We start from the raw sequence: 14317 nt of genomic DNA on the forward strand, positions 1-14317 counted from the left end.
GATGTGGTGCTCAGATCGGTTCCTGCGCCTCGGTCATGATCAGCGTGTCCAGGATCTCGACGAGGTCGTCGCGGCTGAGCCCGGCCGGCCGGGCCGCGTCCAGAGCAGCCTGCAGGGCCGCCTCGACGTGGCGCACACGCTGTTCCCTGACAAGCTCCGAATCCAGCGCCTGGACGAACGTGCCCTTGCCCGGGATGGTCGTGATGAAGCCCTCTGCGGCCAGCTCGGCGTACGCGCGAGTGGTGGTGATGACGCTGATCCGCAGATCGCGCGCGAGCGCGCGGACCGAGGGCAAGACGTCGCCGCCCACGAGCTCGCCGGACAGGACGGCGGCGCCGATCTGGTCTTTGACCTGCTGATAGAGCGGCGAATCAGAACTATTGGACAAGACGATCCGCACAGCGCCGCCCTTCGTCTCGAACTGTACATGCTCACTATATACAGAAGGGACGGTAGGTGCACAAGCGGGGATGGCCGGCGGGCGCCTGGTGTCCTCGGGACGGGCGCGCGGTCGGGTTGAGCGTTTGGTGAGCTGAGAACACTGCTCCCCGAACGAATCAGAGCCCTTGCCGATCACTCTCGGCAAAGGCTCTGACCTGCATACTCCGCAGCGGACGAGACGGATCCGCGTCTACGCGGGGTCAGGATCCGTTCGGCACGGCCATGCGGAAGGCCGCCCAGGAATCCGCCATGCGCTGCGCCTGGTCCGGGGTGAAGCGGTCCATGCAGTTGTCGTCCACGTAGTCCATGTAGTTGTGCAGGTTGAACTGCGCGGGGCAGCCCTCGGCGGCCCAGGCCTCGGGCGGGGTGTCGTTGACGTAGTCGCCGGGGGTGGCGCAACCGTTCTCGAAGGTGTGGTAGAGCCCCAGCCAGTGGCCGACCTCGTGGACTGCGGTCTCACCCTCCATCGCTCCGCCCCGGGCGCCGGCTGTCGTGTCGTAGGCGACGACGATCCCGTCCTGGGCGAGGTTGTCGTCCGTGGGGAACGTCGCCTGGCCCAGCAGAGAATCCCCCGAGCTGAGCCGCGCCTGGTTGAAGTACACGTTCAGCGTGTTCATACCGCCGACGTGGTAGCGCTGCTTGGCCTCGCGCATCGCGTCGCCGTCGATGGGCGCCTCGAACAGGTCGGCGTCCGCGACGTACGGGTTGAAGGGGTTCCTGAACTCGAACTTGAACGCGGTCGCGGCGCTCGGGCCGCCCCCGGCGAAGGCGCGGTTCAGGACATTGATCTGGCCGTTGATCTGGGACAGGGTCAGCTTGGTCGCTGGGTTGGCCGGATCCCAGATGTCGCGGACGTACACGGGAATCGTGATGGTGCCCGTGCCGAACGCGGCGTGCAGTTCGTTGGGGCGTCCCGGGATGGTCAGCGGGGGATAGAGTCCCGCACGCTGCTGCAGGCCCTGGAGCAGGGAGTCCTGCTGGGCGATCTCCTGCGCCGCGGTGGGGTCGTCGACGTCCCGGATCGCCCCGGCGAATCCCATCCGCGGCGGCTCGATGCAGACGCCCGCCTGGCGTTCCTGGGGCGCCGGCGTCCGATCGCCGACCACGTTGCGGCTCGTCGTCGCCAGCGCCGGACTCGCCTCGGCCAGGGCCGCCCCCGCCAGTAGGGCCGTGGCGACCCCGGCCATCGCAATTCTCTGTGCAGCGCGCACGCGCGTCATTCCTCTCGGTGAAAGCACGACTCGAGCCCCTGGTGGCGCTCGTGGGCCCAGGATCGCCGCGTGCCTTCGCCGCGAGCGCCCACTCGGCAGCGGACACTCCGGTCAGTCACCCGCGTGGAATATGCGATTGCTTATATGACCGGGTCGTCGCGCGCGGACCGTCCGAGTCGCGGCGCAGCCGACGTCGAACGGGTGGGCGGGACGGTCGGATCGGGCGGGGTATTCGAGGTATGACGAAGCCCGCCATCCCTCAACCGAGTGTCCGCGGCTCTGCCGGACCTGGTCTCGAAGATGTGCGGGCTCGGTTCTCGAGACGGCGGATCTCCACCTCTCGACGCCACCCGTACCGCCGAGCGCTGTCCTTCGGCGGTACGGGTGGGCGCTCAGTCGCTACATGACGCAGATTCGCTCGACGAAGTCCGCGACCTGGTCATCGGGCAGGTGCCGGGCGATGTCCGCCTCGCTGATCATCCCGACCAGCTTCTTGTCCCTGACGACGGGCATCCGCCGGATCCGGTGGTTCGCCATCGCGGCCAGCACACTGCTGACCTCCTCATCCGCCTCGACCCAGCGCGGAGTGCCCTCGCACAGCTGGCCGGCCGTCACCGCCGCCGGGTCTCGGCCCATCGCGATGCACTTGACCACGATGTCGCGGTCGGTCACGATGCCGCACATCCGCCCGTCCTCGTCGCTCACGGGCAGCGCGCCGATGTCCATCTCGCGCATGACCTGCGCGACGCGGTCCAGGGTCTCCGCCGCCGAGATCCAGCGCGCGTCCTCGTGCATGATCTGCTCGGCCGTCTTGTGCATGAGCTGCTCTGCGGGTGCGGGTGTCATACGCGTCCTCCATAGGTTGGCGACTGCCTGCCGGACCCGCTCGACAGCGGGCGCGAACAGTCCACATACTCGCGGCGCCCGCGCCGTGTCGCCCGGGAGACACGGCCATCCAGGTGAGCCCCTTCATTCGATGGACAGCCTCGGTACGTCGCCCGCGTACGGCACACTAGAGATCGTGAGCAACGAGGTTGGGGACGACTCCGCGCAGAAGGCCGCCGAGGGTACGTCGGGGTGGCTGGTTCTGGTCTATCGCATCCCGTCGGAGCCGACGCGGCTGCGGGCGGCGGTGTGGCGGCGGTTGAAGGGGCTGGGGGCGGTCTACCTGCAGAACTCGGTGGCGGCGCTGCCGGCGGGGGCGGGGGCGGAGCGGGCCTTGCGCAAGCTGCGGCGGGAGATCCTGGAGATGGGCGGGACGGCTCAGCTGCTCTCGAGCGTGGCGCTCGCGGGGCAGTCGGATCTTCTCGCGGTCTTCCAGGCGGCGCGAGATGACGAGTACGAAGAGATCCTCGACAAGTGCCAGGACTTCCACGGGCAGCTGCAGAAGGAGTACGACGCCGAGCACTTCACCTACGCCGAGCTCGAGGAGAACGAGGAGGACCTCGTCAAGCTGCGCAACTGGCTGGCGAAGATCACCGAGCGGGACGTCTTCGGGGCGCCCAAGCGCGCGGCGACGCTCGAGGCGATCGCGTCGTGCGAGCAGGCGCTGGAGGAGTACGCGGCGCGGGTGTACGCGGAAGAGGCCGAGGGGCACTGACGTGTCCCTCGGCCTCGGCCCGGCCTCACCCGCGTGGTCGGCTAGTGCTTCTTGCGCGCCCGCCAGAGAGTGATCGGGAGGATCAGCACCACGGCCAGCGGCATGATCCACCAGGCCGGCACGCTGGTCTTCGACACTCCGTACGTCGCGGCGAGTGCGATGACGACGACCACTGCGACGCGCCAGTCATCGCCGATGACGAAGTCGTACCAGAAGGCGCCGAACGCACGCAGGCGCTGGGTCAGTGTTCGCATCTCAGTGCTCCACGGTCTGCAGGGTGCGGGCGGGGGCGGCCGGACGCGGTGCGCTGCGGCGCAGCACGGCGACCAGGGCCAGGGCGTAGAGTGCGACGGCCGGGGCGATCACCAGCAGAGCCGCGTCGTTTCCGGGCCAGTGCGCGTCCGCGCCCTCGGCTCCCCAGAAGACGCCGAACGTGGTCAGCATGACCCCGACGACGAACTTCATGGTGTTCTCCGGCACGCGCGAGAGCGGGGCCTTGATCGCGAAGCCGACGACCACGACGAGGACGACGGCGATCACGGCGGCCAGCGCGGCGAGCGGGACGTCCTTGGCGTTGGCGCCGAAGGTCAGCACGATGAAGACGACTTCGAGCCCTTCGAGCAGCACTCCCTTGAAGGAGAGGGTGAAGGCGTACCAGTCCGGCACGTTGAAGCGCCGTCCGGAGGAGGCCTGCTGCGCGGCGGAGAGTTCGCGGGCGAAGATCGCGTCCTCGTCGTGCAGGTCCTTGTGGCCGCTGGCACGCAGGATGGCCTTCCGGAGCCACTGCAACCCGAAGACGAGCAGCAGCCCGCCGACGAGCAGGCGCAGCGCGCCGAGCGGGATCGCGGTGACGGCCGGGCCGAGCGCCGCGGTGATCACGGCGAGGGCGGCCAGGCCGGCGGCCACGCCGTAGCCCGCCGATTTCCAACTGCGGCGGGCCGTCCCGGCGGCGAGCACGATCGTCACCGCCTCGACCGCCTCCACCACGCAGGCCAGGAACACCGCGGCGAACAGCGCGCCACCAGTGCCGGTCATGGGGTTGCTCCTTGCTTCATCGCGACGGGTTCTTCGCCCGCCATAACAGTCGTTAAATCTGTATTGTAACTGATCGCGTCTGCGTCGTTAAGGGGAAAGGCGATACAGCCGGAGGGGTCGAGCGAGACCTTCACTTGCACGCCCCGTGCATACGCGCTGGGGGAGAAGACCGCGGCGAGTGTGCCGTTGCCACAGGAGACGACGTGGTCGTAGCCCCTGCCGCGGTAGGCGACGTCGACCACGGTTCCCTCGATCTCACCCGCTGCCGCTCCTTCCGTCTCAGCGGTGCGCCGGCCGTCGCCCGCGAACCCGGTGGCAGCGGGGCGAACCAGCACACGTACGGGCTCGCCCGCGCGCAGGTCTCTCGATGCTCTGGCCCGCAGCCGCCAGCGTCCCCCTTCGACGAGGACGTACTCATCCGCGCCGGCACCTGCCGACGCGATTCCCTCGAGCTCGCCGCTCAGTCCGGTGAAGCGGGCCACGAAGGGGCTGGCCGGCTTGTGGTAGAGCGTCTCCGGGTCGGCCAGCTGGACCAGCCGGCCCTGGTCGAGCACGCCGATGACATCTGCCAGCGCGAAAGCCTCGGCCTGGTCGTGCGTGATGTAGACGGCCGTGGCACCCGACTCCCGGGTGAGCGTGGAGATCTCCACGCGCAGCCGCTCGCGCAGGTCGCTGTCGAGGTTGGAGAGCGGCTCGTCGAAGAGCAGCAGCCCGGGCCGGGCCACGATCGCGCGGGCGAGTGCGACGCGCTGCTGCTGTCCGCCGGACAGCTCGTGCGGGTAGCGCTCGGCGAGCCCGGCCAGGCCGACCCGTTCGAGCATCTCGAGCGAGCGGGCCCGGTTCTGATCCGCCGTCAGCTTCCGTCGGCGCAGGGCGTAGCCGACGTTGCCGGCCGCGGTCAGGTGCGGCCAGAGGGCGTAGTCCTGGAAGACCATCGCCAGATCCCGGGCCTCCGGGGGCAGGTGTTTACGCGGGCCGCTCACCAGCTGTTCGCCGATCCGGATCTCGCCCTCGTCCAGGCGCTCGATACCGGCCAGGGCGCGGATCAGCGTGGTCTTGCCGGAACCGGAGGGACCGAGCAGGACGAGGAACCGCCCCGCCTCGACCTCCAGATCCACCCCGGCCAGGGCTCGCACCTGCCCGTAGCGCCGGCCCGCGCCGGTCAGCGCGACCCGGTGGCCGCCTTGTCCGAACCCGCGGCCGGGTTCCTCGGTTCTCATGTCGTCCTTCCCAGTCGGCGCCAGCCGGCCGGAGCGGCCAGCTGGAAGATCCCCCACAGCAGGCCGATCACGGCCAGTGCGGCGAGGACGGCGAGCACTTCCATCGCGGTGCCGCCGCCGTAGTCGTAGTTCGCCAGCGCTTTCTCCACCCCGACCGAGACGGTCGGGTCGTTCGGCGGATACAGCAGTTGGGAGACCGGAAGCTCGAGCACGGTGGCGCCGAAGGTGAGCGACCACGCCGAGAGCAGCGGCCGCGCGAGCACCGGGATCATGACCCGCAGCCAGGATCCGGCCTCGGTCGAACCGTGCACGCGAGCCGCCTCCCGCAGCGTCTCCTGCACCTGGCCCACGCTGCCGAAGAGCACGCGGGAGGCGGGCGGCAGCGCCGTGGCGATGTAGCAGAGCACGAGCAGCGTGGTCGTCTCGTACAGGTGGATGCCGAGGTCGTTGGTCAGCGGGAGGTTGTAGGTGAAGATGTATCCGGCCGCGAACACGATGCCGGGCAGCGCCACCGCGGTGAGCAGGAGCAGGTCGAGCGCCCGGGCGGAGGAACGGCCGCGCCGGGAGGTCAGCAGGCGCGCGACGGTCAGCCCGAGCACGGCGGTGGCGGTGGCCGTGATCAGCGCCAGGCCGATCGAGTAGAGCAGTGGCTGGTAGAGCTCGGGCGAGGAAAGCACCTCCCGGTAGTTGGCCAGGCTGAACGCCGCGCCGCCCATCAGCGTGCCGAGCCCCTGGATGAGCGAGGCGGACACGGCCCCGAACGCGGGCACGCCCAGGCAGCCGAGGACCAGCACCGCCATGGCGGAGCAGACCCCTGCCGTGGCCGGGCGGGTCAGCTCGCGGCGACGGGCCGGGCGGGTGCGTCCGCCGAGCACGCGGTAGCTGCGTCCGCGCAGGGCCGCGTTCTGGGCCGCCAGCGCGAGCCCGGCCATCGCCAACAGGATCCAGCCGACCGCGGCGGCCACCGGGAACTGCACGGGGAAGTTGTCCACTGCGTTGTAGAGCTCGAAGGTGGCGACGGGGAAGTGGGCGTCGTTGGCCAGAGTGGAGGCGACGCCGAAGTCGCTGATGGACTCGGCGAACACGATCGCCAGCGCGGACCAGATCGCCGGGGCCACCAGCGCGAGCACGATGCGGGCGGCCGCTGCGCGTCCGCCGCCGTGCACCCGCGCCGCGGACTCGAACTCCTCACCGAGGCCGCGCAGTGCGGCGGAGATCGCCAGGTAGGCGAACGGGATCCCCTTGGCCGTCAGGACACTGATGACGCCGACCGGGCCGTAGAGCAGCGTGCGCGCGGCGCTGTCGGGCACGTGCAGCAGGTCGAGTACGCCCTGGGGCTCGAGTAGCCGTTCCCAGCCGAGGGCGATCAGGTACGACGGCGCGAGCAGGAGCGCGAACATGCTGCCGGACCAGAGCCTGCGGCCGGGCACGCGCGTGCGCTGGACCACCCACGCGACGCCGAAGCCGATCGCCGCCGACGCGACGGCGGTGACCACGCCGACCAGCAGCGTGTCCCCGATGCCTTGGAGCATCGGGCCCTGGAACGCGGCGCCGAAGCTGGAGAGGGTGAGCCACTGCGGGCCCTGGTCGAAGAGCCGTGGGCTCACGGCGACGAGGAGGAACAGCAGGATCGGCAGCAGCAGGATCGCCGCCACCAAGAGCCAGAACAGCGCGAAGGACGCGGTACGCACCCAGCCGGTCGCCGAACGGGCGCGTACCCGGACGGCGGCCGGCAGAGATGTGGACAGAGCCATGAGACGTCGGCCCGGCTACTTGATGGAGCTGTCGAAGAAGGTGTTGACCTGGTTCTCCAGCGGACCCCAGAAGTACGGGTCGATCTTCTGGTAGTTCGTCGGCATGGCGCCGAGCGCGCTGACCGGGTCGAGGCCGGGAACGATCGGCCAGTACAGCGAGTCTCCGGTCGGGTCGGCCGTCTGCATCACCTGCTGGCCGGCGGGGGAGAGGACGTACTGGATGAACTTCTCCGCCTCCTTCTGCTCGGTGGACGAAGCGGCCTTGTCGATGCCGATGGCGGCCGGCAGCAGCGTCGTGGTGCCCAGGTAGACGACCTTGGGGTCGAAGTTCGCGCTCTTCTTCGCCGTGGCGACCTCGCCGGCCGCCGCGGACGACTGGATCAGGCCGTAGTCGATCTGGCCGGTCTCGAGTGCATGCAGGGTGTCGCCGTTGGTCGGGTGGACCTGCAGGCCGTTCGCCTTGAGCTTGGTCAGGTAGGCCTCACCCGCCGCGATGCCGCCGGTCTGGCCGCCGAGCTCGTTCATCAGTCCGGCGATCAGCGGGAAGGTCGGTCCGGACTGGGACGGGTCGTTCATGCCGACCTTGCCCTTGTACTGCGCTCCGAGCAGGTCCTGCCACGTCGATGGCACGGCGGTGACCTTCGCGGCGTTGTAGACGAGTGCGGGTACGGCAGTCGTGCTGACGGGCGAGTACGAGTGGTTCGACGGCACCAGCGACTGGCCGGCTGTGGTCAGCGCGACGCCGGGGTCGTAGTCGAGCAGCTGCCCCTGCTTGTCGAGCGAGGCGAACGCGGTGTCGCCGTCCACCCACAGCAGGCCCCACTTCGGGTTGTTGCGCTCGGCGGCGATCTTGGCCAGCAACGGCCCGGTGCTGTCGTCGTCGAGGGAGACGGGTATACCGGTCGCCTTGGTGAACGCCTTCGTGACGGCCGAGTCATAGCCCTGAGCCGAGTAGACGACCAGCGGCACCGTTCCCGAGCCGCCGGCCGCGTTCGAGCCCGAGGTTGAGGCGGAGCTGCTGCAGCCGGCCAGGGCACCCAACAGCAGAGCACTGGCCAGCGCGCCGCCGACGGCCGCCCGTCGATCGCGTACGTTCATCATGATCTCCAACTGTGGTCACTGGTGCGATGTAACGACAGTTAGGAATGCTGGGTGACAGATCTGGCGGTCGAGCGAGGGAGAGGTGTCGCGGCCGTGAACAGGCGGCAGCCGGATGGTGCTGTGTGGATCGAGGGGGCGGCCACGTGCGGATCCTGATGCCACACCGTCGGCGGCGTCAGGCTTCCGTGTGCTGTACGTCTTTCTTCGTGGTGGCGAGGTAGGTGCCGAACACCCCGACCATGGCGACGCAGGTCCAGTAGGGCCAGGCCTGGTAGCGGGCCTGTTTGAACTGGATGATGAGTGCGGTGAGGAAGGCGAAGAAGCCGAGCGCTACCGCGATCTGGGCTCCGAGCGGGGAGTTGACCAGTGCGTCCGATGCGCTTTCGCCCAGTGCGGTGGACAGGGCTTTGACGATCCAGAAGGCGAGCGCGACTTCGGGTACGCGCAGTGCGCGGCGGCCGGCGCCCTCGACCGCCGGCCCGGACGGCTGCCTGGCCGCTCGCCCGGTCGGCTGTGGCGGGCGCCACAGCGCCGGTCCGGCCACGTCCGCCTGCCGCCACTCGTCCCGGCTCACGCCTCAACCTCCGCATGATATCTACATAGTTGTAAATCTTATCGTGCGGGAAGACGCGCTATCGGCGGCTTCAGTTCCGCCGACGCGGGCCGCCCCGGCCGGCGCCGGTGTGGGATATGAGATCCTCGAGTCGTTCGCCGATGAAGAGGACTGCGAATGGGTGGAATACCGTGATCGAGCCCGAGTCGCGCGGGGCCGATGCCGAGCCTGCCGGACCAGGGCCGGTCACCGTGGTCGTCGTCGACGATCACGGCATGGTCCGCGCCGGAGTGCGCAGCGAACTGCGTGAGGTGTCCGCCGGCGCGATCGAGATCGTGGGCGAGGCGTACGACGTGGAAAGCGCCGTGGCCGCGGTGCGCGCGCTAAGCCCGCAGGTGGTCCTGCTCGACGTACATCTGCCCGGCGGGGGCGGAATCGAAGTGCTCCGCCGGTGTGTCAAGGAGCTGCCCGAGACCCGCTTCCTGGCCCTGTCCGTCTCCGATGCGCCGGAAGACGTCATCGCGGTGATCCGCGAAGGTGCGCGCGGCTACGTCACCAAGTCGGTCAGCCGTGCCGAACTGCTCGACGCCGTGCTCCGCGTCGCCGCCGGGGATGCGGCCTTCTCGCCGCGCCTGGCGGGCTTCGTCCTTGACGCCTTCCGTGCCGGCGCAGCCGAGTCGGCCGTACCCGCGCTCGATCCGGAACTGGATGTGCTGACCGCGCGCGAACAAGAGGTGCTTGTGCTGATCGCCCGGGGCTACAGCTATAAAGAGAGCGCCCGGGAGCTGTCCATCTCCATCAGAACGGTCGAGACGCACGTTTCCTCGGTGCTGCGCAAACTGCGCCTGTCCAACCGTCGCGAGCTGAGCCGCTGGGCCATCGACCGCCGGATTCGCTGAAGCCGTACCAGAGCACGGCCTATCACTCAGGGTTCTGTGCTGCTCCGCGCGGGGCGGGCAGCTCGAGCCGGATCTCGGTGCCCTCGCCCGGAGCCGTGCGCACCGTCGCCTTGCCGCCGTGCCGCCGCATCCTTCCGATGATCGACTCGCGCAGGCCCATCCGGTCCGCGGGCACCGCCGCGGGGTCGAAGCCGATGCCGCGGTCGCGCACATACAGGAGCACCTCGCGTGGCTTCGACCCGTCCCCGGACACCTGGGCGAATACGGAGATGCGCTCGTGGCCGGCGTACCTGGCCGCGTTGGCCATCGCCTCCCGGGCCGACCCGACGCAGGCGATCAGGTCCTCGTCGAGCGGCGCGTCGCCGACGGTGACCACCTCGATCCGGGACCCGTAGCGGTCCTCCGTCTCGGCCGCGGCGGCTTCGACGGCCCGGGCGAAGGATGACGCGCCGCCGGTCGTGCGCTGCGTCCGCGGGCCGTAGAGCCAGGACCGCAGCTCGCGCTCCTGCGTCCGGGCGAGCTGGGCCATCCGGGCCGGATCGGCCTCGCTGTGCTGGATCAGCGCGAGGGTCTGGAGGACCGAATCGTGCATCAGGGCGGCCACTTCGGCGCGCTCCTGGGCGCGCAGCCGCGCCGTTCGCTCCTCCCGTAGCTGCCCTTGGACGCGGAGCAGCAACGGGAGTACCGCGAGCACGGCTCCGGCCAGCACCACGAGGGCGGCCAGCAGGACGCTGCCCATGGCCGAGAGCGACGTGCCGATCGTCAACAGCCTGACCAGCCCGCTCAACGCGATCACTGATCCCGCCGCGGCGCGCGCGGCGACCGCCCCAGGGGTGCGGCGGGCCGCGCGCCGCGCGCGCCGCAGCCGATCGCGCCCCGTCCCGGAGGGCCAGAAGGCCGCGAGGGCGATGGTGACGGCGATGGTCGGCAGTGCGTAGCGCCAGATCCGCCACTGGTCCGCGAAGCTGTCCCCGTCGAGCGCGATCAGCAGCCCCAGACCGACATACGGCAGCGCGGACACGGACAGACGCAGCCACGGCCGGGCGGTCGGCTCGGCGCCGGGGGAGGGACGGCGCAGCCCGCGGGCGATCCAGAGCACCGCGTACGCCGCCGGCCCGATCCCGTAGACGAGAGTGAAGACGGCGAAGGCCAGCCGAACGTTCCACAGTGCCACGCCGAGTCGGGCGGACAGGTCGCGGCACACTCCGGCGAGCAGCCGTTCGGGCTGTGCCCGGGGCTTTGGCTCAGGGCTCGATGACGTTCCTGCGGTGTCCGGCACGCCTCCATGGTCACACGTCCTGCCGCAGCGGGATCAGGGAAAACCCGGAGTACGCCTCCGGGTTCCGGCGCAACCGGCCGGCCGGCGGCTCCGGGAGAAATCAGGGTTCGCCGACTGTCCGACCACGATGAGTCCGGGCGGGCGGTCCGCGATGCTGAGCAGGCCATCGCAGACCACTGTTGATCTCACGGAGAGGCCGTACGAGGCCATGAGCACCCACACCGATATGCCCGTCCGGGGCGACGCGCCGACGGGTCTGCTTGAAGCGCGCCGCGTGGTGCGCTCCTTCGGCAGGACTCCAGCGCTGCGCGGCGCGGACCTGTCCGTCGCCGCAGGGGAGGTCGTGGCGGTGACCGGTCCGAGCGGCTCCGGCCAATCCACCCTGCTGCACTGCCTGGCCGGCATCTACCAGCCGGACCAGGGCGAGGTGTGGTTCGGCGGGCGCCGGCTCGACACGCTCCCCGACGCCGAACGCACCCGGCTGCGCCGGACGGAGTTCGGTTTTGTTTTTCAGTTCGGCCAACTCGTGCCCGAGCTGACCGCCGCGGACAACATCGCTCTGCCGCTGCTGTTCAACAAGGTGCCGCGCAAGGCGGCCTACCGGCGAGCCGCCGCCTGGCTCGACCGGCTGGAGCTCGGCGGCCTGGCCGACCGGCGCACCGGGGAGGTCTCCGGCGGCCAGGCCCAGCGGGTGGCCGTCGCCCGCGCCCTGGCGATCGAGCCGCGGGTGCTGTTCGCGGACGAACCGACCGGTTCGCTCGACTCGGCCACCGGCGAGGTGGTCATGGGCGTGATGCTGGATCTGGCCCGGGCCGAGGGGACTGCGGTGGTCCTGGTCACGCACGACCCGCGGGTGGCCGGTTACGCCGACCGCCAGGTCGAGGTGCGCGACGGCGAGGTCGGCGAGGCGATGGCCGAAGGAGTCGGACGATGACCGCGATACTCCGCCTGGGTCTGCGCTTGACCCTCGACGCCGGCCGCGAAGCGCTGGTGCGGCTCGTGGTGGTGGCGGCCGCCGTAGCCGTCGGCGTGACCGTGCTGCTGTGCGTCGCGGCCGACTTCCACGCGTACTCGACCACCACCGGCCGCGCGTGCTGGGAGTGCACGACCGGCACCAGCCCGTCCAAGGTCTCGCCCGACGGATCGGCCGAGCTGTGGAACTACAGCACGGATGACTATCAGGGCCGCACCATCGAGCGGCTGGACGTGGCTGTGCTCGGCGCCGGCGCTCCGGTGCTGCCCGGGCTGACCCGGATGCCCTCGGCCGGCCAGTACTACGCCTCACCCGCCATGCGACGGCTGCTCGATTCGGTGCCCGCGCAAGAGCTCGGCAACCGCTACCCCGGCACCTTCGCCGGCCTGATCGGCGACGCGGCGCTCTCCAGCCCCGACGAACTGGTCGTGGTGGTCGGGGAGCCGCAGCCCACGATAGGCGCGCAGGACTCCACCACGGCGGTCACCGCGATCGCGCACGGCAGTTCGGTGAACGTCACTGCCTTCGGCTACCGTTTCGGCTTCGGCCTGGTCGCCCTCGCGCTGTTCGTGCCGCTGTTGGTGCTGATCGGCGTGGCGACCCGGCTGGCCGCCGCCCGGCGCGAGACCCGGTACGCCGCGATGCGGCTGGTCGGCGCGACCAACGGGCAGATCGGCGTGATCGCGTCGATGGAGACCTTCGCCGGCGCCATGGCCGGAGCGCTTCTCGGGGTGGCCGGCTTCCTGGTGCTGCGTTCCACCCTCGCCCGGGCCGCCGTCACGGGCCTGAGTTACTTCCCGGCCGTGGTCACCCCGACCGGTTGGGGATACTCCGCCGCCGTCGTGGGCGTGCCGGTCTGCGCGGCCCTAGGCGCCGTGTGGTCGCTGCGCCGGGTGCGGATCGACCCGCTGGGCGTCACTCGGCGCGGGACGCCGCGGCCGCCGCGGATCTGGGGCCCGATCCTGCTGCTGCTCGGCCTGGCCGTCTTCATCGCCGTGCCGGGGAACAGCAACACCTTCCCGCTCACCTTCCTCGGGATGGCGCTGATGATGGTGGGGCTGGTGGTCGGCGGCTCCTGGCTGACGGTCCGGCTCGGCGCCCTGGTCGCCCGGACCACCTCCGGTCCCTCGACCCTGCTGGCCACCCGGCGGCTGTCCGACGATCCGCGTGCAGCGGCCCGAGCCGTGAGCGGACTGGTCCTGGCGGTGTTCCTGGGCACCGCGATCGCGGCGATCGTGCCGCCCCTGATCTCCACCCAGAACCACGTCGGCGGCGGCACACTGAGCGGCGTGCTGCGCGCCGGGTTCTCCTCGCAGTCCACGCCGGGCCTCTCTCCGCAGGCCGGCAGTGAGCTGCTGGCAGAGCTCGGCGGCTACCCGGGGGCCAAGGTCCTGCCGCTCTACGTGGTGCCCCGGGCGGACGCCCGGTCGCTGCCGCCGGGGGTCAAGCTCCCGCCGGGGGCGACAATCACCGGCGGCTCCGGCGTGGCGTGCGGCGGCGGGGGCGGATGCGCCACCTCGCTGTCCGCGCTCAGCTGCGCGCAACTGTCCGCACTGCCGGCCCTGGGCAGCTGTCCCGTCGGCGCCGTCGACGTCGAGGGCGATTTCGCCAAGGTGCTCCTCGAAGACAACATGCTGAGTATCTCGCAGGACCTGCCGGTGGTGACCGCGCACAGCACCAGCGGAACCTACCCGCTCTCCACTCTCAGACTCGGCACAGTCCTGGTGCAGACCACCGATCCGGCCACGATGGAGCGGGTACGTACTCTGCTGACGCCCTACAGCCGGCAGGTCGGCGCGTCCACGCCGGTGACCTTCGGCGAGGTGGCCGGATCTCGCGCGGTGCTCTACAACGAGGCGCAGCACGGCGCCATCGCGGTGACCGCGGTGATCCTGCTGGTCGCCGCGTGCAGCCTCGCGGTCTCGGTCGCGGGCGGCGTGCTCGAGCGCAAGCGCCCGTTCACCCTGCTGCGCCTGACCGGCACACCGGTCTCAGCCCTCTACAAGGTCGCCCTGATCGAGTCGGCCGTGCCGCTGCTCGGCGCCGCGGTCCTCGCCGGCGCGGCCGGCCTGCTGGTCGCCATGCGGGTGGTGCGCCAGCTCGGGGCCACCGGAACGTCCATCGCGCTGCCGGATCTGACGTACGCGCTGGCCGTCGGCGGCGGCCTGGTGTTCTCGCTCGCCCTGGTCTGCGCGAGCCTGCCGCTGCTGCGCCACGTCACCGATCCGGACTCCGTCCGGTTCGAGTGAGG

14 protein-coding genes are annotated in these 14317 nt (G+C 70.7%); 4 read left to right on the forward strand and 10 right to left on the reverse strand.

Features of this window, described 5'->3' with window-relative positions; translation table 11 throughout:
- Positions 1 to 10 precede the first annotated feature (10 nt).
- The 3 genes from ACTRO_RS02065 to ACTRO_RS02075 form a co-directional block, all read right to left on the reverse strand.
- A complete protein-coding gene (locus tag ACTRO_RS02065) occupies positions 11 to 400 on the reverse strand; it encodes a GntR family transcriptional regulator (protein ID WP_034260766.1) in 390 nt (129 codons plus the stop codon).
- A gap of 241 nt (positions 401 to 641) precedes the next feature.
- Positions 642 to 1652 (reverse strand): zinc metalloprotease, encoded by a 1011-nt coding sequence (locus ACTRO_RS02070; protein ID WP_169739793.1) that lies wholly within the window; start codon positions 1650 to 1652, stop codon positions 642 to 644.
- Positions 1653 to 2051: 399 nt separating this feature from the next.
- The gene (locus ACTRO_RS02075) at positions 2052 to 2498 is read right to left on the reverse strand and encodes a CBS domain-containing protein (RefSeq protein WP_245594277.1); all 447 of its coding nucleotides are present in this window, start codon (positions 2496 to 2498) and stop codon (positions 2052 to 2054) included.
- A gap of 175 nt (positions 2499 to 2673) precedes the next feature.
- Between ACTRO_RS02075 and ACTRO_RS02080 the strand changes: the two genes are divergently transcribed.
- Positions 2674 to 3252 carry a Chromate resistance protein ChrB gene (locus ACTRO_RS02080; RefSeq protein ID WP_051452268.1) on the forward strand — a complete coding sequence of 193 codons (579 nt, stop codon included), beginning with the start codon at positions 2674 to 2676 and terminating at the stop codon, positions 3250 to 3252.
- A gap of 41 nt (positions 3253 to 3293) precedes the next feature.
- Here ACTRO_RS02080 and ACTRO_RS02085 read toward each other — a convergent pair whose 3' ends face one another.
- The 6 genes from ACTRO_RS02085 to ACTRO_RS42585 all read right to left on the reverse strand — a co-directional run bounded on the left by ACTRO_RS02085 (position 3294) and on the right by ACTRO_RS42585 (position 8936).
- Complete coding sequence (locus tag ACTRO_RS02085) at positions 3294 to 3506, reverse strand: hypothetical protein (protein WP_034260770.1); 213 nt, start codon at positions 3504 to 3506, stop codon at positions 3294 to 3296.
- A gap of 1 nt (position 3507) precedes the next feature.
- Entirely contained in the window at positions 3508 to 4287 is a 780-nt protein-coding gene (locus ACTRO_RS02090; RefSeq protein ID WP_034260772.1) for a COG4280 domain-containing protein, read from the reverse strand.
- Positions 4284 to 5507, reverse strand: coding sequence for an ABC transporter ATP-binding protein (locus ACTRO_RS42580; RefSeq protein WP_051450165.1), 1224 nt, complete (start codon positions 5505 to 5507; stop codon positions 4284 to 4286). The genes ACTRO_RS02090 and ACTRO_RS42580 overlap by 4 nt, the downstream gene beginning before the upstream one ends.
- Positions 5504 to 7261 (reverse strand): ABC transporter permease, encoded by a 1758-nt coding sequence (locus ACTRO_RS02100; protein WP_034260774.1) that lies wholly within the window; start codon positions 7259 to 7261, stop codon positions 5504 to 5506. Before ACTRO_RS02100 ends, ACTRO_RS42580 begins: the two co-directional genes overlap by 4 nt.
- Before the next feature lie 15 nt (positions 7262 to 7276).
- Positions 7277 to 8362 carry an ABC transporter substrate-binding protein gene (locus ACTRO_RS02105; protein WP_034272639.1) on the reverse strand — a complete coding sequence of 362 codons (1086 nt, stop codon included), beginning with the start codon at positions 8360 to 8362 and terminating at the stop codon, positions 7277 to 7279.
- A gap of 175 nt (positions 8363 to 8537) precedes the next feature.
- A complete protein-coding gene (locus ACTRO_RS42585; RefSeq protein ID WP_051450167.1) occupies positions 8538 to 8936 on the reverse strand; it encodes a COG4705 family protein in 399 nt (132 codons plus the stop codon).
- 140 nt (positions 8937 to 9076) lie between these two features.
- Here ACTRO_RS42585 and ACTRO_RS02115 point away from each other — a divergent pair, with 140 nt between their 5' ends.
- Positions 9077 to 9814, forward strand: coding sequence for a response regulator (locus ACTRO_RS02115; RefSeq protein ID WP_084315894.1), 738 nt, complete (start codon positions 9077 to 9079; stop codon positions 9812 to 9814).
- 22 nt (positions 9815 to 9836) lie between these two features.
- Here the strand turns inward: ACTRO_RS02115 and ACTRO_RS02120 are convergent, their stop codons facing one another.
- On the reverse strand, positions 9837 to 11093 hold the full coding sequence (locus tag ACTRO_RS02120) for an ATP-binding protein (RefSeq protein WP_063627910.1): 1257 nt from the start codon (positions 11091 to 11093) through the stop codon (positions 9837 to 9839).
- A gap of 208 nt (positions 11094 to 11301) precedes the next feature.
- Between ACTRO_RS02120 and ACTRO_RS02125 the strand changes: the two genes are divergently transcribed.
- Together ACTRO_RS02125 and ACTRO_RS02130 are read left to right on the forward strand one after the other, a co-directional pair.
- Positions 11302 to 12027, forward strand: a complete 726-nt coding sequence (locus ACTRO_RS02125) for an ABC transporter ATP-binding protein (RefSeq protein ID WP_245594278.1) — start codon at positions 11302 to 11304, stop codon at positions 12025 to 12027.
- Complete coding sequence (locus ACTRO_RS02130; RefSeq protein WP_051450169.1) at positions 12024 to 14315, forward strand: FtsX-like permease family protein; 2292 nt, start codon at positions 12024 to 12026, stop codon at positions 14313 to 14315. The genes ACTRO_RS02125 and ACTRO_RS02130 overlap by 4 nt, the downstream gene beginning before the upstream one ends.
- The last annotated feature ends 2 nt before the right edge of the window (positions 14316 to 14317 follow it).

This window comes from Actinospica robiniae DSM 44927 (assembly GCF_000504285.1).
Lineage (GTDB): Bacteria > Actinomycetota > Actinomycetes > Streptomycetales > Catenulisporaceae > Actinospica > Actinospica robiniae.